This window comes from Brevibacillus brevis NBRC 100599, from assembly GCF_000010165.1.
GTDB classification, from domain to species: domain Bacteria; phylum Bacillota; class Bacilli; order Brevibacillales; family Brevibacillaceae; genus Brevibacillus; species Brevibacillus brevis_D.
On record NC_012491.1, the window covers coordinates 4,917,620 to 4,939,869 of the forward strand.

18 protein-coding genes and 1 pseudogene are annotated in these 22,250 nt (G+C 49.0%); 8 read left to right on the top strand and 11 right to left on the bottom strand.

The window, feature by feature from the left end; all coding sequences use genetic code 11:
• Nucleotides 1-2 precede the first annotated feature (2 nt).
• Together BBR47_RS23315 and BBR47_RS30985 are read left to right on the top strand one after the other, a co-directional pair.
• The gene (locus BBR47_RS23315; protein WP_015892893.1) at nucleotides 3-1,238 is read left to right on the top strand and encodes a benzoate/H(+) symporter BenE family transporter; all 1,236 of its coding nucleotides are present in this window, start codon (nucleotides 3-5) and stop codon (nucleotides 1,236-1,238) included.
• 26 nt (nucleotides 1,239-1,264) lie between these two features.
• On the top strand, nucleotides 1,265-1,414 hold the full coding sequence (locus BBR47_RS30985; protein WP_155801107.1) for a hypothetical protein: 150 nt from the start codon (nucleotides 1,265-1,267) through the stop codon (nucleotides 1,412-1,414).
• A 178-nt stretch (nucleotides 1,415-1,592) separates the two neighbouring features.
• On the opposite strand, the gene BBR47_RS23320 is transcribed toward BBR47_RS30985, so the two are convergent.
• Nucleotides 1,593-2,468 (bottom strand): SDR family oxidoreductase, encoded by an 876-nt coding sequence (locus tag BBR47_RS23320; RefSeq protein ID WP_015892894.1) that lies wholly within the window; start codon nucleotides 2,466-2,468, stop codon nucleotides 1,593-1,595.
• Nucleotides 2,469-2,587: 119 nt separating this feature from the next.
• On the opposite strand from BBR47_RS23320, the gene BBR47_RS23325 reads away from it, so the two are divergent.
• Nucleotides 2,588-3,544, top strand: coding sequence for a helix-turn-helix transcriptional regulator (locus BBR47_RS23325; protein WP_015892895.1), 957 nt, complete (start codon nucleotides 2,588-2,590; stop codon nucleotides 3,542-3,544).
• Here BBR47_RS23325 and BBR47_RS23330 read toward each other — a convergent pair.
• The 3 genes from BBR47_RS23330 to BBR47_RS23340 form a co-directional block, all read right to left on the bottom strand.
• Nucleotides 3,513-4,706: an MFS transporter gene (locus tag BBR47_RS23330; RefSeq protein WP_015892896.1), complete on the bottom strand. Its 1,194-nt coding sequence runs from the start codon at nucleotides 4,704-4,706 to the stop codon at nucleotides 3,513-3,515. The two genes, BBR47_RS23325 and BBR47_RS23330, sit on opposite strands and share 32 nt — an antisense overlap.
• Nucleotides 4,707-4,877: 171 nt before the next feature.
• Entirely contained in the window at nucleotides 4,878-5,654 is a 777-nt protein-coding gene (locus BBR47_RS23335) for a helix-turn-helix domain-containing protein (RefSeq protein WP_015892897.1), read from the bottom strand.
• A gap of 107 nt (nucleotides 5,655-5,761) precedes the next feature.
• Nucleotides 5,762-6,622 (bottom strand): LysR family transcriptional regulator, encoded by an 861-nt coding sequence (locus tag BBR47_RS23340; RefSeq protein WP_015892898.1) that lies wholly within the window; start codon nucleotides 6,620-6,622, stop codon nucleotides 5,762-5,764.
• 171 nt (nucleotides 6,623-6,793) lie between these two features.
• Between BBR47_RS23340 and BBR47_RS23345 the strand changes: the two genes are divergently transcribed.
• Nucleotides 6,794-7,765 carry a DMT family transporter gene (locus tag BBR47_RS23345; RefSeq protein WP_015892899.1) on the top strand — a complete coding sequence of 324 codons (972 nt, stop codon included), beginning with the start codon at nucleotides 6,794-6,796 and terminating at the stop codon, nucleotides 7,763-7,765.
• 319 nt (nucleotides 7,766-8,084) lie between these two features.
• Nucleotides 8,085-10,034, top strand: a complete 1,950-nt coding sequence (locus BBR47_RS23350; protein WP_162023132.1) for a methyl-accepting chemotaxis protein — start codon at nucleotides 8,085-8,087, stop codon at nucleotides 10,032-10,034.
• Nucleotides 10,035-10,087: 53 nt separating this feature from the next.
• Here BBR47_RS23350 and BBR47_RS23355 read toward each other — a convergent pair whose 3' ends face one another.
• The 3 genes from BBR47_RS23355 to BBR47_RS23365 all read right to left on the bottom strand — a co-directional run bounded on the left by BBR47_RS23355 (nucleotide 10,088) and on the right by BBR47_RS23365 (nucleotide 14,579).
• Nucleotides 10,088-10,978: a GNAT family N-acetyltransferase gene (locus BBR47_RS23355; protein ID WP_015892901.1), complete on the bottom strand. Its 891-nt coding sequence runs from the start codon at nucleotides 10,976-10,978 to the stop codon at nucleotides 10,088-10,090.
• Between the two features lie 32 nt (nucleotides 10,979-11,010).
• Complete coding sequence (locus BBR47_RS23360) at nucleotides 11,011-13,479, bottom strand: toxin Cry1Ac domain D-VI-related protein (RefSeq protein ID WP_015892902.1); 2,469 nt, start codon at nucleotides 13,477-13,479, stop codon at nucleotides 11,011-11,013.
• Between the two features lie 110 nt (nucleotides 13,480-13,589).
• The gene (locus BBR47_RS23365) at nucleotides 13,590-14,579 is read right to left on the bottom strand and encodes a lipoate--protein ligase (protein ID WP_015892903.1); all 990 of its coding nucleotides are present in this window, start codon (nucleotides 14,577-14,579) and stop codon (nucleotides 13,590-13,592) included.
• A gap of 241 nt (nucleotides 14,580-14,820) precedes the next feature.
• Here BBR47_RS23365 and BBR47_RS23370 point away from each other — a divergent pair, with 241 nt between their 5' ends.
• Nucleotides 14,821-16,578 (top strand): methyl-accepting chemotaxis protein, encoded by a 1,758-nt coding sequence (locus BBR47_RS23370; protein WP_015892904.1) that lies wholly within the window; start codon nucleotides 14,821-14,823, stop codon nucleotides 16,576-16,578.
• An 85-nt stretch (nucleotides 16,579-16,663) separates the two neighbouring features.
• Here the strand turns inward: BBR47_RS23370 and BBR47_RS23375 are convergent, their stop codons facing one another.
• Nucleotides 16,664-18,427, bottom strand: a complete 1,764-nt coding sequence (locus tag BBR47_RS23375) for a sensor histidine kinase (protein WP_015892905.1) — start codon at nucleotides 18,425-18,427, stop codon at nucleotides 16,664-16,666.
• Nucleotides 18,417-19,142 carry a response regulator transcription factor gene (locus BBR47_RS23380; protein WP_015892906.1) on the bottom strand — a complete coding sequence of 242 codons (726 nt, stop codon included), beginning with the start codon at nucleotides 19,140-19,142 and terminating at the stop codon, nucleotides 18,417-18,419. The genes BBR47_RS23375 and BBR47_RS23380 overlap by 11 nt, the downstream gene beginning before the upstream one ends.
• Nucleotides 19,143-19,340: 198 nt before the next feature.
• On the opposite strand from BBR47_RS23380, the gene BBR47_RS23385 reads away from it, so the two are divergent.
• Nucleotides 19,341-20,327: a M23 family metallopeptidase gene (locus tag BBR47_RS23385; RefSeq protein WP_015892907.1), complete on the top strand. Its 987-nt coding sequence runs from the start codon at nucleotides 19,341-19,343 to the stop codon at nucleotides 20,325-20,327.
• A gap of 57 nt (nucleotides 20,328-20,384) precedes the next feature.
• On the opposite strand, the pseudogene BBR47_RS31670 reads toward BBR47_RS23385, so the two are convergent.
• Nucleotides 20,385-20,495 (bottom strand): annotated as a pseudogene (locus BBR47_RS31670) (DJ-1/PfpI family protein); the annotation flags it as partial.
• A 117-nt stretch (nucleotides 20,496-20,612) separates the two neighbouring features.
• Here BBR47_RS31670 and BBR47_RS23390 point away from each other — a divergent pair.
• Nucleotides 20,613-21,320, top strand: a complete 708-nt coding sequence (locus BBR47_RS23390; protein WP_015892908.1) for an ArsR/SmtB family transcription factor — start codon at nucleotides 20,613-20,615, stop codon at nucleotides 21,318-21,320.
• Here the strand turns inward: BBR47_RS23390 and BBR47_RS23395 are convergent, their stop codons facing one another.
• Nucleotides 21,321-22,208: a DMT family transporter gene (locus tag BBR47_RS23395; protein ID WP_015892909.1), complete on the bottom strand. Its 888-nt coding sequence runs from the start codon at nucleotides 22,206-22,208 to the stop codon at nucleotides 21,321-21,323.
• Nucleotides 22,209-22,250 lie beyond the last annotated feature (42 nt).

Below are 22,250 nucleotides of genomic sequence, written 5' to 3' on the forward strand. Positions count from 1 at the left end.
TCGTGGTTCCCGAAAAACCTTTCTCGACCCTAAAAAAAATCCCTGCTGACTTCTCTCTATCTGCCGTTATTGTAGGACTCATCGCCACGATGGTCTCCTATGCAGGACCATTGCTGATCGTCTTTCAAGCTGCCAAGGGTGCAGGACTCAGCGATGCTGTCCTCGCCTCTTGGATTTGGGCCATCTCGATTGGGAGCGGCTTGACGTGTATTGTACTCAGCATCTGGTTTCGTACCCCGGTCATTACGGCTTGGTCGACTCCGGGGGCCGTTCTGTTAGTCACCAGCTTGACGGTATACTCCTTTCCCGACGCGATTGGCGCGTATATTTTTTCGGCCGTGGTCATTACGCTCGTCGGTGTTTCCGGTTTATTTTCCGTCTTGATGAAATACGTCCCGCAGTCGATTACGACCGCCATGCTCGCGGGGATTCTCCTGTCTTTTGGCGTAGAAGTCTTTGTTTCCATGCAGCACCTGCCTGCCTTGGCTCTGCCGATGATCTTTTGCTATTTGTTCGCCAAACGCTGGTCGCCACGGTATGCGGTCGTGCTTACGCTTTTCGTCGGCTTGGGTGTCGCTTTTCTTTTGGGGCGTTTGCAAATGGACAATGTCCAGATGTCCCTCGTCCAGCCCGTCTTTACGATGCCGACGTTTTCTCTCGATGCGATCATCGGCTTGGGGATTCCATTGTGCATCGTCGCGCTTGCCTCGCAGAACGCTCCAGGAATTAGCGTTTTAAAAGCAGACGGGTACGATACACCTGCTGGACCGCTCGTAACGACAACTGGCATCGCGTCACTCTTGCTCGCTCCTTTTGGTTCACCAGGAATTAATCTCGCAGCAATTACAGCGGCTATTTGCACGGGAAAAGAAGCTCATCCGGATCATACCAAGCGCTACATTGCCGGAATTGCCTGCGGGGGCTTTTACTTACTCTTCGGGATGTTTGGCGCTACGATGGCTTCGGTGTTCGCTGCTTTGCCCAAAGAATTGATTGCTGTTATTGCTGGCTTGGCTCTGTTTGCCTCGCTCAGTTCCAGCCTCGCACAGGCGATGAGCGAAGCGAAGGAACGGGAATGCGCCTTGGTTACGTTTCTCGTCACGATTTCCGGCATCTCCATTGGCGGAATCGGCGCTGCTTTCTGGGGCTTGATTGCGGGGGTGATCACTCATCTGATTTTGAATGGTAATGTGAAAAGTTGGTTTGGGAAAAAGAAGAATACGCAGCCGTTGGCATAGCTGCCTGAACGTGAGGAGAGAGCCCCGTGAAAAAATGGTTTGGTGTCATTACTCTTTCAGCTTTCCTTCTAGCGATCAGCTCTGCTTGCACGACGAAGGAGCCCACACACTCCTCAAGTGGTTTTGCGCTATCGAAAACTTTTTCATCCACAGAAGAAATCACCCAATGGGTATGAAGTAGCCGTGGACAACGTGTTTCAAAACCTCACCGATCACCAGATTAAGGCACCGAGTATAAGAATGTGTTTGTATCAGACGAGATTCCCTATATTACGGAAGAGGATGTACTGGATGCAATCTAAGAAACGGCTCCTCGAATGCATCTGAGGAGCCGTCTTATATGTTCCCTGAAAACTAGCGGTAAAACCCTTGTTCCTCTGCGTAATTTCCCCAATGCGGGCGGCTACCATCTCGATCCGTAAAAGAATACTCGTCCGACAAGCCCCATGTACTGAGCGTTTTCCCTGTTTTTTCTGCGACTGCCGGGTCCGAAGCCAGCGCAACCACCGCTCGACCGATGTACGTAGGTGTTTCCGACATGAGGAAGTGCTTGTCTTGCTTCGATGCCTCTCTCCATGTCTCTTCTGTAACGCCAAATTGATCGAGCATCGCTTCTGAGCGCAGGAAGCCCGGTGTTAAAGCCAACGCGGTAACCCCGTGCGGGCGCAGGTCCTCTGCCATCGACACCGCTAGATGAATCGTCGAGATTTTTGCCAAGCTGTAGTACAGATTGCCGCGGTACCGATAGTCGATTCCGTCCGTGATCTCGATAATCAGCCCTTTTTTCTGTGCGACCATGAGTGGAACCGCATAGTGACTGGTAATCATATGCGTACGAATGGCGCGTTCTTGCATCAATAGCCCGTCTGCCAATGGCTGCTCCCAGAACGGTGTCCCCCAGTGAGTCAACGGATCTCCACCCCAGATGTCATTGACCAAAAGATCGAGTTGTCCATTTTGCTCCACCTTTACTCGCTCAAAGAATGCTTTTACCTCTTGTTCCTGCGTATGATCGACTCGCACAGCGATCCCGTTTCCGCCGCTTGCCGTCACGAGCTCTGCTGTCTCTTCAATTGTCTCCTGTCGTGCCATATCAGAGTGCTGACCACGCACCGTGCGTCCCGTCACATATACCGTCGCCCCTGCCTCTCCCAGACTGACCGCAATCCCCCGTCCTGCTCCTCTTGTGCCGCCTGCTACCACCGCTACTTTCCCCTGTAATGGTTTCATTCGTCATGCCTCCTTATCGATTCATACATGAAACATAACGAAGTAAATATGACAACTGCTGTCATATTCGTTACGATACAATCAAAGTAATGTTGTTCTTACTTCTAGGAGGGCTTTTTATGCGGGCAGATCGACTCCTTGCGATTTTGTTACTCTTGCAAAACCACGGTCGTATGACTTCCAAGCAATTAGCTGAAAGGCTGGAGGTGTCCGAGCGAACCGTTCATCGTGATATGGAGGCTTTGAGCTCGTCAGGCGTTCCCGTCTATGCGCTGCGCGGTGCAGATGGGGGCTGGGCTTTGGCTGAAGGGTATCGCAGTAATTTGACCGGAATGAAAATAAATGAGCTGCAATCACTGCTCGTAGCGTCCCCTGCCGCCTTGTTAAATGATCTCGGGCTGCATGAAAACTATGAAGCTGCTTTTCTCAAGCTGCTATCCGCGCTGCCAAAGACTGTTCAGCAGGATGCTATCCACGTACGTCATCTCCTTCATATCGACGGGGCTGGCTGGCATGAATCGACGGAGACATTTCCGTTCTTGTCTACCGTTCAAGATGCCGTATGGCTCTCTCGCAAGCTGTTCATTCGTTACATGCGCGAAGATGTGGCCGTAGAGCGCATTGTCTGCCCGCTCGGACTCGTCGCCAAGCGAAGCATTTGGTATTTGGTTGCAAAAGTGGACGAGGACATGCGGACGTACCGGATTTCACGACTGTTGGATGCACATCTTTTAGATGATGGCTTCGTCCGCCCAAGCGAGTTCGACCTCGCTTCTTATTGGGAACAATCCACAATGGACTTCAAATCCAGCCTCCCACGTTATCCTGCGCGGTTACTCGTTAAAAAAGGAACGTTACCTGCTGTAAAACAGGAGCGTTATATAAAAATAGCTTCCACCCAAGCCGCAACAGACGACTGGATGGAAGCAGAGGTTGAATTTCATACACTTGCATCAGCATGCTCGCTAGTGCTCAGCTTCGGCCCGCACATTCAAGTGCTGGAGCCACAAGAACTGAAACGTGAGGTCCTAGAGCAGGTGCGTGCTACACTTGGCCTGTACGAGGTCCCGAATTAGCAAGGACTTTTGTTTCTCGTCCGTACATGAGCAGGACGATTGCTCCCACGATCAGCACCGCGGTAAACATACTAAAAATGAACGTGTAGCTGTAATGATGCGACGAGTAGTAACCGACGAGATACGGCGCGATAATACTGCCGATTCTTCCGACACCTGATGCCATACCGGAACCGGTAGCGCGCAGCGGTGTCGGATAATTTTCCGGCGTGTACGCGTACAAAGCACCCCAAGCACCCAGATTGAAGAAAGACAAGAAGGCTCCCGTCACCAACAGTTCCATGGTGCCACTGCTTTGTCCAAAAGCGAACGCCATCACACCAGTCATGAACAAGAAGGTCGCCAGCGTCCATTTCCGTCCCCATTTTTCCACGAGATAGGCTGCCGCGAAATAACCTGGCAGTTGGGCCAACGTCATGATCAGTACGTACTGGAAGCTTTTGATCATTGTAAAGCCTTTGTCGACCAATACAGATGGCATCCATAGAAACATGCCGTAGTACGAGAACGCAATCGCAAACCAGACAACCCACAGCGTAATCGTCTCTGTGCGATGAGACGTCAACAGCTTTCCAACCGGAATCTTTTCGGCCTGCTTTTGAAACTGCGGAGATTCAGGAATACTCCTCCGAGCGAACCAGGCGTACACAATAGGCAACGCCCCGATCATGACAGCTACGCGCCAGCCATAGTCCGGAATGATGAAATACGATATGACGGCTGCCGCGATCCAACCGACCGCCCAAAAGCTCTCCAACAGCACAACCGTACTTCCTCGCTTCTCCGGTGGCGCAAACTCGTTTACCAGCGTCGAGGCTACTGGCAGCTCGGCACCCAAACCGAGTCCCATCAGGAAGCGGAACAGCAGCATGGTCGCAAAGCCAGTTGCGAAAGCGCTAGCAAAACTCGCCAAACCAAACAAGATCAGGGTCAGCAAAAACACTGGCTTGCGGCCAATTCTGTCAGCCAAATAGCCACCTGCAATTGCTCCAATCGCCATCCCGACGAGATTGCCCGTCCCTAATAGCCCGGCTTCTTCCCCCGTCAAACCCCATTCCTGTCGTAATGCCACCATAATAAAAGATAAAAGTGCAACATCCATGGCATCGAACATCCAGCCAAAACCGGCTGCCCAAAAAACTTTTTTGTAAGGCTTTGACATTCTCTTTCCCTGCTTTCCTTTCTTTTGCGCATGCTATTCACGCCTAGTTATCATTTCACTTTTTCGTCCAATATCCTGCTCGCGGAAAGAAGTTCTACTATTGTGATAGTAGGCTCAGTTCCATGATTCGTAAGCCCGCTATTTTAAAATAAGGGATTCTTGTTCTCTTATTTAAGGAAGCTGCTGAATGAATCTGTTCATGAGCAAAGAAAGAGAAATCAAGATGGGAGGGTCGTCCGGATGAGGCACATGAAGAGTAACCTGCTGATGAGGGACGATCGTAGTTGGTGTGACAATGATTGGTTTCTTGGAACGTGTTCGCAAGGTCTCGTACGGCAAGAGAAAATCCATCGCCTGCATGCCCCAGGCAACAGATGTCGCCATCAAGTAATACGTGCCCGGCTTGACATTGGTAAAACAAAAATCTCCTAACGAGGGCAGCAATGTTCCGTATAAAGGAAGACCTTCTGGAATCGGCTTGGCAAACAATCCAATCAAAATGACGCCTTGAAATGGCTCTGTGGACTCGATTATCCCTGCAATGGTCATTGGTCGTTCGGGGGCCGGGTGTAACCGACTCCACTCTGTCAACTGCTGCAAGGAACGAAGTCGGTCTTCCGCTAGCTGAGCCGTTTCTCGAAATTCGCTAGGCGATACCCCGACACGCTCCGTAAAACGGGTAGAGAATGTACCCAGACTCTGCTGACCAATTTCCAGACCAATGTCCCGAACACTCATGTTTGTGCGTAGCAGTAAATCCTTTGCTCTTTGGAGTCGCATAGTCGATACATAATAAAGAGGTGGGAGACCGATTCTTTCTTTAAAAATTCGCGCAAAATGATACTGACTATACGCAACATGATTCGCCAATCGAGAAAGTGGCAAAGGCTCGTCTAAATGCCGATGTATATAAGCAATCACTTCGTCAATTTCGGTATACCTGTCCATCAATCGAGCTACTCCCTCCCTCTTCTGCACAGCGAAATACAGAACGTTTGTTCTGAAATAAAATTTACCATATTTTTCTGAACAATGGAAGGAGTAAATTGCAGCAGTTACGCTTTCGCTTTTTGCAAACGGATTTCGTCCAGAAACGCTTGCATCGTGTTCGTTACAAATGAATCTTTTCTACGAATAAAAACGGTTGTCACCTCATGATAAGGCTCCGGGATGCGATGAATATGAACTGTTCCGCTCTCGACCAAGTGATGTACGGCCGACTTCGGCAAAATGGTAATACCGATCCCAGCTGCTACGCCCCCGATAATGGTCTCAAACGTTCCGAACTCCATCACTTTTTTCGGAATCAAGCCCTCCACCTTCATCCAGGTCTCTAACCGTTCTCGATACCCGCAGCCCTTTTTGTAGAGCAAAAGAGCTTTCCCTGTGATATCACTGGCGGTGAAGGAACTGTTTTTCGTTACCAACACCAGCTCCTCTTGAAATACTTGCTCCTGCTCGATCAAAGGATGGTTGATTGGTCCACTCACGAACGCTCCATCCAGCGCGAGATCCAATACTTTTTGTAGCAAATGCTCTGTCACGCCAGCCTTCAGTGAAAGATCCACATGCGGATACTGGCTGCAATAAGAGGATAGCAACCTCGGAAGGGCATTGATCGTCTCGACCATCCCAACCTCCAGCACCCCGGACGGCTCGGAAGCCCGATGAAAGTACTTTTGCATTTCTTCGAATTTGGCGATGATCTCTCGTGAATATTCGAGCAGGCGCTTCCCTTCCGTATTCAAGGTCATGCCTCGCTTGTTGCGATAAAACAAAGGTGTCCCCAGCTCTTTTTCCAGCAGCTTGATCCGCGCCGTCACATTCGACTGAACGTAGCTCAGCTCGGCTGCGGTCTTGCTCACGCTGCCCAATGTGGCGACCATCTGGAATATTTTCAAATCATTGATCTCCACGTTTCTCTCCCTCTTTTCATCCATCACTGAAAATGATACATAAAGTTATTATCAATCATTATACTAACATATTTCCATCCAGTATGATGTGGTAAGTCAACATCTAAGCAACTAAGAGAAAGTTCAAAAAGACGTCTTTTTGAACACATAGGAAAAGGGAGAAATCGCATAATGAACAAGCAACTACTTTTAGGGTCTATTTTCTGCATGGTCGCCAGTATGTCATGGGGGGCGATGTTTCCGGTTGCGCACATCGCACTGCAAGAGATCGATCCATTTTACTTCTCATTTCTTCGCTATTTTTTCGTAACGGTCATCTTGTGCGGTTTGCTTTGGGCAAAAGAAGGCTTGTCTGCTTTTCGTTTTGAAGGGCGCGGGAAGTCTCTGCTGTTTTTTGGAACAATGGCGTTTACCGTCTACAATATGGGAGTATTTCTCGGGCAGGATTTGATGGGAGAGCCTGGCACGATTGCCGCGTCCATTATGGAAGTGCTCATGCCGATGATCTCGATTGTACTTTTGTCTATTACCACTAGAAAGCTGCCGCCGTCCTATACGTTGGCGACGATTCTCGTAGCCTTGGTCGGCGCTGTCCTTGTAATTACCAATGGCAATCTTACCTTCTTTACTACTGCAAGTGAGCATTTGATCCCGTTGGTCTTCATTTTCATCGGTGTCGTGGGTTGGGTTGTCTACTCGATCGGCGGCGGGCGTTTTAACACGTGGTCCACGCTTCGCTACTCCACGTTGACGTGTCTCTTGGGAACAGGAGTGAATTTCGTGATTGTCACGACTTCCTCACTCTTTCAATGGCTTCCGGTTCCTACAGTCGAAACGGTGATGTCCATTAAATACGAAATGGCGTTCATGGTTCTTTTACCCGGTTTTGTCGCTCTATTGAGCTGGAATGCAGGAATTAAGCTGCTCTCTCCGCTCAACGGCATTTTGTTTATCAACCTGGTTCCGATCACGACCTTTGCCATGATGGCGTTTCAAGGATACGAGATCAGCCGTTACGAATTGTGCGGCACCTTGCTCGTGATCCTGGCCCTGATCGGGAACAACCACTTCCAAAGAAAGCAGCTCCAATACCGTTCCGTCACCAAGCAACAACCGAGTGGAAGAAAAGTTCCGTCCATGTAAGAAAGAACTACAAAGGTGAAGATTAACTACTGTCTTGCGTCCCACAAAATTTATGGATAGAAATTCAGCTAACCCTGGATCTCTATCCATTTTTTATTTGTTTGGAGAATTGGTTAAATTCGCCATGTTTCGACATAAACGAATTCAGGGTATCCATTAACTATCTAATATATTAACGCAGAGATGCAGACAATGGAGGAATTTTATGGCATGACGTAACACTATCTCATTCAAAATGATTTTATCGCTGACATGCGTCATCCTCATTACCTTTTCTTTGTTGGGCTACTGGATTTATTCAGAAACACGCGCGTTAATTGTGAGCAATGTTGAAAAAAGTCTCCAGAAGAACAGCGAAAGTATTGTCGCAGATGTAGATGCTCTGTTAGAGGAGAAAGCGGTTCTGGTACGGCAAATGGCGACCAATCAACAGTTTCTCAAGCTGCTTGGTTCCGACCTAGACAGGGATACCGTTCAGACGGACACGCGTTATCAGGATGTGATGGCTTCTCTTGATGCGATAGCTGGCACAGACCCGCTGCTGTCGTTGGTATGGATTGCCCATGAACGAGGGAACTTTTTGTTGGGGAACGGGAAGACACTTTCCAAACCGGATTGGGATATCCAAACACGCCCATGGCATGAAAAGGCTGGAGCAAAGGACGATGTATGGTTTTCCGATCCTTATGTGGATGCGATGACTGGCAAGCTGGTTATCAGTGCCATTCTGCCTGTTAAAGACGGAGGAAAAGTCCTTGGATTTGTTGCAATTGACCTCCTGCTGGACAAGCTGCCGGAAATCATGAACGTCTATAAGCTGGGAGAGTCGGGATATAACTTCCTGCTGTCCGACGACAGTACGGTCCTGTATCATCCGCAGACTGAATTGGTGATGAAAGCCAAGTTTACAGAGCAGGAAGGGGATCGTGCCCGTATCGCCACCAAAATGATTAAGGGCGAAAGCGGGATTGAGGAAGCCGACATCGATGGTGTAAAAAAATATGTTGCCTACTCTCCCATCCCTATAACCGGGTGGTCCGTTGGGGCAACCATTACCGTAAAAGAAGCGCTGGCAGAACTGGAGCAATACAACACGATCCTACTGGTGGGGATGGTTTTATCAGGCAGCGGACTTGTGCTTGTGGTCTATATCTTGACTCGCCGTCTTCTCAAGCGTTTGTTAGGCTTGACTACAGTCCTTCAGGTATTGTCCACGGGCGATTTGACTGTAAAATGGCGTGATTCTTCCCGGGACGAGCTGGGGGTTGCTGCGGATAGTCTGAATACGATGATCGATTCGTTCCGCACTACGATTCAGCAGGCGCATGACACAGTTGCGATTCTTGCAGGCTCTTCACAGCAATTGACGGCAGTCTCGGCAGAAGCCGCACAGATGGGCAACCGAATCGATGCGGCGATGAGCAGTATCATGCGAGGGACAGAATCTCAGCATGAAGGGGCGCAGCAGACGGCGCTCGCGATGAACGAAATGGCGGAAGGGGTCCAACGAGTAGCTACATCTGCAACTGAGGTCTCCGCCTTAACCCAGGACTCACAGGTAATCGCAGAACAAGGGAATCTTTTGTTGCAGCAGGTTGTCGCCCATATGCACGGTATTCGCAAAACAGTAGGTCAATCCTCAGAAGACATGGACAAGCTGGAACAAATGACCAAACAAATCGGAACCATTGTGGCAGTCATCAATGAGATAGCCATACAAACGCAATTACTTTCATTAAACGCCTCGATTGAAGCGGCTCGCGCGGGCGAACACGGCAGAGGTTTCTCTGTCGTGGCGAGCGAGGTGAAAAAGTTGGCGGAACAAACAACGAACTCCCTTGGGGATATCACCAGCATGATACATGATATTCAGTCCATGACCGACAAAGCTGCTGCAACCCTTTTATCAGGCGTAGAAGAAGTGGAGCATGGCGTGCATCTGATCGAGCAAGCAGGAGAAATGGTTGGGGGCGTCTACCGAAATATCGTTGAGATTACTGGACAGACCGAAGAGGTTTCTGCATCTACGGAAGAAATCTCGGCGGGAACGGAGGAAGTGGCTGCTTCCATGAACGAGATCGTCGCGATCAGTCGCTCCGCTTCCGAACATACCCGGGAGGTAAAACAATCAGTAACATCACAGCTGACAGCGATGAAAGAGATTGCGCAAGCAGCTGAGTCTCTCAGTAATACCGCTGAGCAGCTTCAAGAAAGTCTGTTCCACTTTTCGGTAGAAAATGAGGGCAAGGACCAGAATTCGCAAAAATAATACGAGGTAAAATAGGAAAAGCTTCCTGCAAATACAGGAAGCTTTCCATCCATTTAGCACAGGTGATCTGCATATTGCCGTGCCAGCACCTTCGTCGTTTCAATCCAGAGCTTGCGGTGCAAAATCGTCGGGCCCAATCTTCTTTCCATAAACCGCAGCATGGGCTCGTTGTCATGCTCGATAAAGCAAATGCCAAAAGGAAACGCTGGCTGCACCTGTGCAATGGTTTTCATCAAAAGCGTAATTCCTCTTGCCTGCTTCTGATACTTTTCCTGGACAAACATCGTTTTGTATAAAAGCAAATTCCCGGCCATTCGCTGTACGATCACCCAGCCAATGACTTTCCCCTGATAACGCAAGCCTGTACTGTAATCGGGATCGAATTTTCCTTCTTCAAAAAATGGCGACAAAAGCGACGTGTACCATTGCCCTTCACCTTGCTCAATTTCTAGACGCTCTGCTGGGGTCAGATCTTTCCACGGAAAGAGGGTAAAACCTTCAGGAAGAGACAACCTCTCTACCCACTGACACTCCCCTAGTCGCATCGAGCCGAGTGTGTACATATACGTTTTTACCTTTGGCAACTGCCAGCCTTCCCTGATCGCAATTTTGGAGAGCCATGGAAAATCTTGTGCTTTGATGAAACCAGCAAACTGTCCGTCACTGACACCTTGCTCTCTCATTTTTTGCTCGGCGTGCCACAACAGCTTCATGCCCATTCCCCGCCGTTGATGCCCCTCTGCTACCACAAGCTCGATGATCTTGGCCTGTCCCTCGCTTACAGCAGATCGCCCCAAAACGATGCCCGCAGGCTGATTGTTGTTAGAAGCCCCGAATCCCCAAACAGATGAGCCGTTGATCTGGTCCAGCCCCTCCAGGTACTTGGGGTGCACCAACGATTTATACGCCCGTGCAGTGCTAGCAGTCAGTTCTTCTAGTTGCAATGTTCGTACCTCCTCGATGGACTTTGGCTTACTCATTGCTTGGGTTTTACAGGTGCTGTTGCTGTACCTTGTATGAGGTTCCCGGCCTTATCCCTTATGAAGCCTGGCTCAAAGGAAACCTTGCTCTGTTCTGTGATGAGAGACCCGAACATGTTGTAGAACGTATCCTGAAACGTTACGCGAATGGTGTTTCCTGATACCTGGAATCTGGCATACGCCGTCACTTCTCTCTTGTCGTCAAAATTCCCGGAAGGTGAGAATAACAACTTCAAATTTGGATTTGGGTCATTACGTAGTGGCTCTGACGCCGACAATATATAAGTTGTTCCCTCTTCGGTAACGTCTGGGGACAATTGTGGGTTTGTAGCATCAAACCCGACACCGATCTCCTCTGTATCCAGTAAATCTTGGCCGCGATACAGCTTGAACACTGCATAAGAGTTGTCATCTTCTGTAACCGCTGGTTTGGCCTTAAACGTCACTCCATATTCTCCATGGGTCATTTCCAGTAAAGACTCGTCGACCTCGACGGTGATGTACTCCTTTTCATTGATGACAAAACGATCCAACTGCTTGTCATAGTTGTACGAGAGAGGCTGGTTTTTTACAGATACCTCAAGATATTCGCTCAATGCCCTTTTGTCCATTGCTGGCTCCCATTTGTCGCCAATCGTAACTTGACGGTTCTGAGTCGGAGCAATTGGCAGCTCGATCTTTGCATCCGGCCAACGATCTACGCGTGGATTGTTGAACAACATTTGTGCTTTTTCTACATAGGACATCCAGTGTGTTTTTTCTGGACCTTCACGCAGAAGCTCAACCTTGGAATAGGCTGCGTCGATCATTTCCTGTGTGACCTTAGGCCTTAGTTCGATCATATCATTCGTTGTAAAAAGTCCCTCAACTGCTCGCTTCACTTCCTCCGGGAGATTATTCCCTAGATCAAATAACTCCTGTGCTTTTTGGATGTCTGCCAACAGCAATACCTTTGCCTCCGAACCATCCTTTAGCTTATCTACCTTTTCCTTCGCTGCATGGATCGTGCTTTGTGTCACTTCCGGTTTTAGTGCTGCCTGATTTGAATCGGTGAACAGGTCACGCACGGCTTTTTTGGCTTCAACGAGCAGCAAGTCGTCATACTGGTCCTGTGCCTTCTCGATATCGGCAAGCAGACCAGGCTTTTCCTGCACGCTATTATCCAGACCTTCGACCAGCTTCTTGGCATCATCGATCTGTTTCTGGGTCGTTCCTTCCCGCAGCTCCTCTTTCTTCCCATCCGTAAACAGCTCTTCGACAGCTCTCTTCGCCTTTAGCAGAGCCGGGATCGGTGGAGGATCGATTGGGGACGGAATCACAATGACGGGGTCTCTGAAACGGATGGAAAAACTGTCACTTGTCACATCTTTCTGTGCCCGCTTGATGTTTCGCTTGTCGATCGTGAAGCTGACCTCTTTTACAGTGTCCGCGACGGTATGCTTTTTGGCCTGTCCCGTGAACAAAATGATGAGCTCGTCGTCGCTCTCTTGGTTGACCTCAATATCCAGCCCCTCAGGCAGATTATGTACTTCGATATCATCGGCTGATAGTTCACCAAGGAACTTGCCATTTGATAGCTTGAGCGTTTGTTTGGCTGTGATGCTGCCATCATTTGCCCCTGCTTCTTCTATCACTGTCTCGCTGACAGAAAGCGCTGGCAAATCAGGCAGCTCTGCTCCATCTACGGCTATCTCAAAGACGGCTTCTGCATCGTCCATTCTTGCTGTAATTTCAACGAGTCCTTCGTTCTTGGCTGTTACCTTGCCCTCGATGTTGACGAACGCAATTCGTTTATTGCTAGAGCTCCAGAGCAACTCCCGTCCCGTAACGATACGGTTATTTTCATCGAATGCAACGGCGATCAGCGGCAACGATTTATCCGTATGATCTTTGGTAGATAGCTGGGCATCCTCTGCGACCGCTACCAGCTCGATCCGCTCTGCTTTTGTCCCTCTTTCGGCAATCACGTATGGTTCAAATTCTTCTTCTTCACCGTCATACTGCAAGCGTAGGGAAACCGTCTGTTCTTTTTTCGTGGCACGAATCGGTGAAAAGCTGAGCAATACAAGCTGCTCTTTCTCTAGCCAAATAAAATTTTTGATTTTGATCCGGGTAGGATTTCGATCATCTATAGCGGCCGTCAAACGGAAATTCTTTGCAGCAGGTGCCTTGTCTGGAGCATTCTCCAATCGATAGGCAATAAATCCATTCGTAGCTGTGTGCTCTTCTGACTCTAGCAAGGACTCCCATGACTGATTCTTTTCTACTACGACTTCCTCTGTTGCCTCTCGTACTTCCCCACCCGTTTGCTCTTCTGCTACGGAAGCGCTGGCTGTCCCGATTGTCTGGATTTCTTTAATCGGATAGGAAACGGCTGCATAGGCATTGCCGACAAAAGAAAGCAAAAAACCCGTGGATACAACCGCTGTTAGGATCGTTTTGGCTTTTGGCTGCTGTTTGCCCATATGTAAATACCCCCTCTTTTTCTTTTGTATGACAAAATCATGCAAACTAATGCTATCAGAGGGGAAAGTGAAAAAAACCTAACAAAAGTTAGGTTTTTGACGTTCTTTTTTTAGACGAGTAACAGATCGACAAAAGATGCTTGATCCAGATTCCCGAAAAACTCCTGAAGATTGATGTCGGCGAGTCTCTCACTGATTGAGGAGCGATCGTACGGCGTATCTCGCAGCACTGCTTCCAGCTCCGCTATATCACGTACACCGAAGAAATCTCCGTATATCTTCGCTTCTTTCATTTTGCCCTTTTCAATATCAAGCTGGATCTCCACAGTTCCGATATCAAAACGTTTGGATTGACGGTAATTGCTTTTCGGTGACTTGCCGTAGTTCCACTCCCAAGTCTGGTAACGGGAACGGGAAAGCTCGTGAATGTTCTCCCAGTCCTTTTCAGTCAGCTTGTATTCTTCGATCTCTCCTTCTCCAAAAATCGAACGGAGAACCGCCAGACGGAACTCTTCAATGGTCATCTTCGTCTCCAAAAACTCTGAGATGTTGGCGACACGGCTGCGAATCGATTTGATCCCTTTCGACTGGATCTTCTCTGCGTTTACCTTGAGAGCAGACACGACGTTTTCCATCTCCGAATCAAAAAGCAGCGTGCCGTGGCTGAACATGCGTCCTTTGGTCGAATACTGTGCGTTGCCAGAAATTTTCCGTTCCCCGACCTGTATGTCATTTCGTCCTGTCAGCTCTGCTTCTACCCCTAATGTTTTCAAGGCTTGTACCACAGGAGCCGTGAATTTGCGGAAATTGTGGAAGGACTCGCCATCATCATTCGTTATAAAACTGAAGTTGAGATTGCCCAGATCGTGATAAACAGCACCACCGCCAGACAGTCTGCGAACGACGTGAATATGGTTTTCTTCTACATAAGTTGCATTAATCTCCTCAATAGTGTTTTGGTTTTTTCCGATAATAATAGAGGGTTCATTGATATAAAACAGCAAATAGTCTTCACTGTTGGGCAAATGCTTCAGGGCGTACTCTTCAATCGCCAAATTAATGCGCGGATCTGTAATCCCTTGATTATCGATAAATTTCATGAGAGAGCCTCCATCCGTAAGCGTTCTATCTTCCTAATCATACCACTTCCTGCCGGTCTGTACTGCTGTCGAATCTGCTCATGTATGAAGCATTATTTCCTAATCTAATTTTTTTGTTGATTTTTTAAAAATCCTCTATAAAAACGTTTTCAGATTGTCGATAATTGACGTAAGTCTAGGGGCAATCATCTTGGTGTTTTCTTTTCTAGATAAAATACTATGGATCAACGAGGTGTTCTTTATGAAAACAGCCAAGTTCTCCCGTTCAAGCTCTCTGCGAACTAAGCTCGTCCTGTTATGTCTCCTGCTATTGGCGATTCCTTGCCTTAACATCGGAATTCAGGGCTATTATTCTGCGAGTTCCAGTATGGACGACTTGGGCAGCCGCATCTTAAAAAACAACGTGAACCTGACGATTGAAATGATTGATATTCTTCAAAAACAGGTCGACGCTGGAAAAATCAGCAAAGAAGATGCACAAGAGCAAGTAAAAATTCACATCCTCGGGCCTAAGCAATCGGATGGAACCCGCTCGATTAACAAAAATATCGATTCGGGTGCCAGCGGATACATGCTCGTTACGAACGAGAAGGGTGACATGCTCGCTTCTCCTTCGATTGAGGGGAAAAATCAGTGGGATGTAAAAGATTCTGACGGTATCTTTTTTACCCAAGAAATGATTAAGCGCGGTCAAGAAGGTGGCGGCTTTACATACTATCAATGGTCGAAGCCAACGGAGCCCGATGTTCTCTTTCCGAAAATCGCCTATTCCAAGCAAGACCCTCACTGGGGATGGATCGTAAGTGCAACCAGCTATATGGAAGACTTCAATGCTCCTGCCGAAAAAGTGCTATCTGATTTGCTGATCGTGCTGGGACTCTTCTTGATTGTCGGGTTCGTCGTCACGTGGTTTGCCTCCGGATTCATTTCCAAGCCCATCTCCTTGGTTGCCGAGCGCGTGAAAGAGATTGCTGGTGGTGATCTGTCCGGGAAAGACATCGTGATTAAAAACCGTGATGAAATTGGGCAATTGGTCCATGACGTCACCCATATGACAGCCAATTTGCGCGAGCTCATCTCTCGTGTCCGCACCAGCTCTCTGCATGTTGCTTCTACCTCTGAGGAGCTGACGGCGAGTGCAGAACAGACGAGCAAGGCAACGGAACAAATTGCCGTCACGATGCAAGAGATCGCTGTTGGAGCAGAAGATCAGTCCAAAACGATCGATGGAACGGTCAAGACGATCAACGACATGTCCTCGAGTCTGCAACAAATTGCATCCAGCTCCGAACAAGTCTCTCTGACAGTCGATACAACGAACATGCTGGTCTCAAACGGCAATGAAGCGATTGACGGTGCCATCGCTCAAATGAATTCCATCAACACTACTGTCCAAGAGCTGGCAGAATCAATCAAAATGCTGGGTCACCGCTCTTCAGAAATTAGCAACATTGTTGAGGTCATTACATCCATTGCCGAACAGACGAACCTGTTGGCGCTAAACGCTGCGATTGAAGCGGCTCGTGCTGGAGAGCATGGACGTGGATTTGCTGTCGTCGCCAATGAAGTACGAATCTTGGCCGAGCAATCAGCAAAATCTACTCAGCAGATTAAAGACCTCATTAGCGCGATTCAAGTCGATACGAACAAAGCCGTATACGTGATGGAAACAACGACATCTGAGGTTTCGGCTGGAATCGAGGTCGTACATGAAGCTAGCAAGGCCTTCCAGGAAATTTTGTCTGGAACGACAGAAGTAGCACGTCAAATCCAGCAAGTTACCACAGCCACTCATCACATGACAACCGGAGCAGAGCAAGCTGTCCATTCCATTGAAGCGATTGCCACCACTGCGGAGACAACGGCTTTCGGAACACAAAACATTTCCGCCGCCGCTGAACAACAATTAGCCTCTATGGAGGAAATCTCGTCCTCTGCTGCTTCCTTGTCAAAAATGGCGGACGAGCTGCATGAATCGATTCAACAGTTTAAGGTGTAAGAATCATCTCTGAAACGAAAAAGGCTGCCTTTGCTGGTCACCCCTGACCTCGCAAACGCAGCCTTTTCCTCTCCTATCAGCCTATTTAAACCCGAGGCGGTTGCTCCGCTTCCCACGTAATCGAAATCGTCGTCCCCTGCCCGACAGCTGTTTTCACCTCGATCGAACCACCAAACGCTTCCACTAATGCTTTTGTAATGACCATCCCTAGGCCTGAACCTTCCGTGCGGGACTCGGTGTCTGTGCCACGATAATACCTCTCAAATAGTCGATCTGCTGTTTCTTCATCCATCCCGCTACCATTGTCGCTAAAAATGAGCAAAGCTGTAGCTGGCCCGACTGCTTGTACGCGGATGGACACAATCGTACCGCTCTCGTTGTGAATCAAGGCATTGGCAACCAGATTATCCACGATACGCTGAAACCAAGGCTTGTAGACGAGCATGTAAACAGATTCGGGAGAGGGGGTAAACCGGATGCAGCCTTCCGGGTACAACGGATGTTTTGCTGCTTCCGTAATAGCTTCAGCTGTACAACTATTCAAGTCAACGAGCTCGACCGTAGGAGCACCTTGTCCGTTCCTCAATCGATACGTCAAGGCCAAATCGTTGATTAAGTCTTCCATATACGCTGACTTGTCCAAAATAATTTTGGCGAAGGTATGTACCTCTTCTGCCGTCCACGTATACTCGGCATTCCCTAATAGATGCGCGTACCCTTTGACAGAGGACAGCGGCGTTTTCAGATCATGGGAAACGCCAGCGATCCACTCATTTCTCAATTGCTCCGTTTCATGACGAAGCTTTTCGTTGCGGTTAAGCGTTTGCGACAAGGAGTCCATCGACTCGATTACATCTTGGTAGATACGGTATTTGCGCTTTCTCTTCCCTCGCTTGTCTTGGCTGAGCGGAACACCATCCGCATTGGCAGGCTCCTCGTACTGCCCCCCACGCAGAAAGGTCAACCACCGTAATACGTGAACAATCGGTGCACCAAATCGCTGTCCGAACAAGTAGGACACAATCCCGAAGACGAGCATCGCCGACAAGAGCAACATGCCCATCCCGATATATAGGGCCTTACTTTCCGGTGTCAAAAGCGGTTCTTCCCCGGGAGTCGTTCCTGGCAACGGATAACTGAGTACCCAGGTTTGGCCGCTTATTTGATCATAATGCGATACGATTGATGCTCCGTAGCGATCCGGGTATATCGAACGCAGCGCCAGTTCTTCCACGGTGAAATCCTTGATCGCTTTTGCAGGCTTATTAAAGGAAGCCAGCTCTACTCCTTTGGGATCAAGGAGCTGCACCCAGCCTGCTTTCCTCTTCAATTGATTTTGGATGCTTGGAGGAAGCAGGATCTCGTTATTTTTATGATCAGCCTCCTCGATCACCTGTTGCAAGAAGTCGTCATCGCGGTTCGTCATTCCATACAGCAGGGTGTGTACCACGCCGTCTTTTTCCTGTATCCATAACGATAACCGATAGGGGAACGGGCTTTTTCGGAGCCAATAAGCCGTTAATTGGCCAGGACCGTAGTAGCTGGGTACGTCAGGCGGGGTAAAGAAAGAGTCAGTGACATACCCCTTTTCATCAATCCGCTGAAGCCACCCTCCGCTATCTCGCACCTTCTCCAACAGCTCGGGGTCAAAGCGGATATCCTCTCCCTCTACTTCTATGGTCTGAATCAGCCTCTGCAAGCCGACGCTCTCAAATTCACGTGTGGACTGTACTTTTGACATTTCTTCAAGCGTCCAATATAACGTAAACCCGGCTAGCACAAAGAGAATGAGGCCAACCAGCACCAACCACATCACCAGATGGAGCGCAATTCTGCTCTTAATATTCATAAGGAAGGCCCTTTTTCACCATTTTGTACCCGAGTCCCCTGACGTTCACTAAAAACTCTGGCTGCGCTGGATCGGGCTCGATGCGCTCCCGAATCCGATGGATATGTACCATGATGGTGTTGTCGTCACGTAAGCTATTCACGCCCCATACTCGTTCGTACAGCTCACTTTTCGAAAATATCCGATTCGGATTTTTGCACAAAAATAGCAACAGTTGAAAAACAAGGGACGGACAAGGAATGACTTTCCCCTCCACACAGAGCTCCCCTGCTGCTTCATGGACTTGAAACCGCCCAAAATCATAGACCCCTTGAACGGGTGCAGTCGGTACGGCCGCGCTCGTTTTGCGTGTACGGCGAAGCAATGCTTTGATGCGTGCAACAATTTCCATCGGGTTAAACGGCTTCGTCACGTAATCATCACCGCCAACGGCAAAACCGGTTAGCTTGTCAAAATCGGTGTCTCTCGCACTCAAGAACAGAATCGGCGCATCCGTCAGACGGCGGATGAATGGGCAAGCTTCTATGCCACTCATGTTCGGAAGCGTTACGTCCAGAACGATCAGGTCATAGCTTTTTCGTTCGCATGCACAAAGCGCCTCCTCGGATGTTTTCACCTTGTCGATCGAGTGGAATCCTTCTTTGTGCAGTACGGTCTCAAGCAATTGGAGAATCGCTTGCTCATCGTCCACAAGAAGGATAGCTGCATCTTTCACGATCACTTCGCTCCTTTTGCGCTTTTGCGTTATCCTCCATTTTATCATGCGTAGTGTCGGTGCGCGTCCGCAACAACCTTAACGGAATCATAATTTTGCCGCGACAGATTTAAGCATCCTGTAAGCTAGCGTTTCATGTCCGATAAGAGTGGCTTTCTATAATAAAACGAGCACTTAGAACAAGATAGGAGTGGCGACATGAAAAAAGTTTGGATTTCACTTATAGGAGCAATTCTTTTGACAGGATGTACTGGGCAATCAGAGGCAACCGCAATCCCCTCAACTACTGAATCCCTCACAAAGAAAAAAGAAGGTACAAAGACGATGACGGATCAAGCGGAGTCTATTGTGCAAGCTCTCCTTCACGGAAAAATAGGGGAGGTATATGAGCAAACAAGCCCGTCATTCAAACAGCAGGTTTCAAAAACACAGTTTGTAGAAGGGTATACTGCTTTTAGCTCGGGGTTGAAGTCGTGGAATCAGCATTCCCACACGTCCATAAACGGCAGCTATTATGGTACCTGGGTGGATCAGGACGCCAAACGGGGCCTTGTTCTTACGACGGATGAAAAAGGGATCATTACGGGTGTTTTATTAAAGCCGCTGCAAAACTACCCTGACACCGACAATGCTTTGACAAAGCTGGCGTATAGCGCACCGTTTACAGGTGAGTGGTATGTGTTTTGGGGAGGTCAGAATGTCCTTTCAAACTATCACTACGAGGTGGAGAGCCAACGCTATGCATACGATCTGATTCAGGTCAAAGACGGATTATCCTACAAGGGGGACCCTGCGAAAAACGAGAGCTATTTCGCATTCGGGCAAGAAATACACGCACCGCAGGCAGGAACTGTCGTACATGTCGTCCATGATCTCAAGGATAACGTCCCTGTCGGAACCATGAACGCACAAGAGCCCGCTGGCAACGTCGTCATCCTCGATCATGGCAATGGGGAATTCAGCTACTTCGCCCATTTGAAGGAAGGCTCCGCAAAGGTAAAGGTCGGCGATCGTGTGGAGAAAGGGGATTTGCTTGGGCTATGCGGCAACTCTGGCAATTCCAGCGAGCCTCATCTGCATTATCAGGTCTCTGACGGCAAAGATTTGTTCCAGAGCAAATCCATTCGCGTGCAGTGGGAGAACGGATGGAATCCGCGTCAAGGTGAAAGCATTACCGCGAAGTAGTCGTATAGCTGTTAGACAGCAGCAGTCCATCCTTTGTCTGTATCCAAAGGGATGGACTGCTACTTCCGCACCTACTAATCGTTTGATAATGTGAGAGGACATATTGATACCCGCTGAGATGCCAGCAGATGTCACGATAATTCCTTCATCCACGAATTTTACTCCTTTTTCCCCGATAATAAGCCTGCTTCAGCTTTTTGCGAACATCTCTAGTTTTTTTAGCTGTAAGATTCTGCTAGAGTCATTAATAGAAGATAAAAAATGATGGAGGAGGTCCGCTGTCTGATGAGTACCAGCCCGAATATTATAGAGGTCGCCTCCCTCATAGGAGAACCATCCCGCGTCTCCATCCTGATCAGCCTAATGAACGGCAAGGCACTCCCCGCCAGTGAACTCGCACGAAACGCAAAGATCACCCCCCAAACGGCAAGCACGCATTTGGCAAAGCTGGTGGAAGGCGGTCTTTTGGTCAGCGAGTCACACGGTCGACATCGCTACTATCGCCTAGCCAGCCCTGATGTCGCCCATGCCCTGGAATCGTTAATGACGATCGCTGCACCAAAGCCGGTTCGTTCCTTGCGTGAGTCTGACCAATTGCGAGCCATCCGCTATGCGCGTACCTGCTATGATCATCTCGCTGGTGAAGTAGGCGTTGCCCTGACGCAGAAAATGCTGGAGATGCAGTTGATCGAGGCATCCGATCAAGACTATGTGCTCAGTGAAGCGGGAAAAAACAAGCTGCAATCACTCGGCGTAGACCTTGTGGTCAAGCCAAAGAGCAGACGTCGCTTTGCCCGTCCGTGTTTGGATTGGAGCGAGCGTCGCCATCACTTGGCAGGTAGCCTCGGAGCCTCACTCACCAACCGATTTTTTGAGCTTGGCTGGATCGAGCGAGTGCCAGGAGGGAGGGCCGTCCGTGTCACGCCGTTAGGCAGCTCTGGTTTTATGACCGAGTTCGGACTGCAAGTAGATGAATGCAAAAAGCACAGCTAGCTACTCTGCCAGCTGTGCTTTTTCACTGACTTGCCTGCGTGGGGCAAACGTCCAGTTCACCAGGAAGATCCCTGCGAAAATCAACAATCCCCCCACATACACATGCCATTGCACGACCTCACCCAGCAACACCCACCCTGACAAAACACCGAAGAACGGAGCGAGGAACAAAAAAGCACTCGTCCTGCCCGGGTCTCCGTGATTCAGCAAGTAAAACCACGTCGCAAACTGCACAATGGAAGCCATGATCGCGAGCCATACGACGACGAACACAGCGGTCGGCGTCACAATCAGCTTCGGCGTTTCCAGCGTGACTCCCATCACGAGGAGTAGAATTCCTCCGAACAGCATCTGATAAGCTGTCAGCACCCACACATTGAAGCGGACTCCCCACCTTTTAACGAGAATCGTAGCCATTGACCACGCAAGAGCTGACCCGATCCCAAACAGCGTTCCCGTCTCCCATTGCAGATGGAAGCCAAGCGTGATGAACACCCCTACCAGTCCAACCAGAACCCCCATCCATTGCGTCAGTCGATAGGATATTCCGAGAAACAACGTGCCCCATATGACCACAAGCAGTGGGTTCATAAACGTCAGGATCGAGGATTCACCCGCAGTGATCGTACGCAGACTCAAAAAGATACATCCCATGACGGCAGCTGTCTGCAAAAATCCGATCAAACACAGCTTCCCCCAGTCACCCGCCGACTTCGGGAGCGGCTTTTTCCATACCCACGCTCCCATGATCAGTCCTGCCAGCGTAAAACGCAGTCCTACCAGCAGCAATGGTGAAAAATAGGCCAATCCAATCTTTCCTACCGCAAAAGACGAACCCATCAATGATGTCGTCACGACGACAAGTATCCCGAACAAAATTCGATTCATGGCGTTGTTCCCCCGTTTCAGGCAAGCTACTTGCTTCTTCTT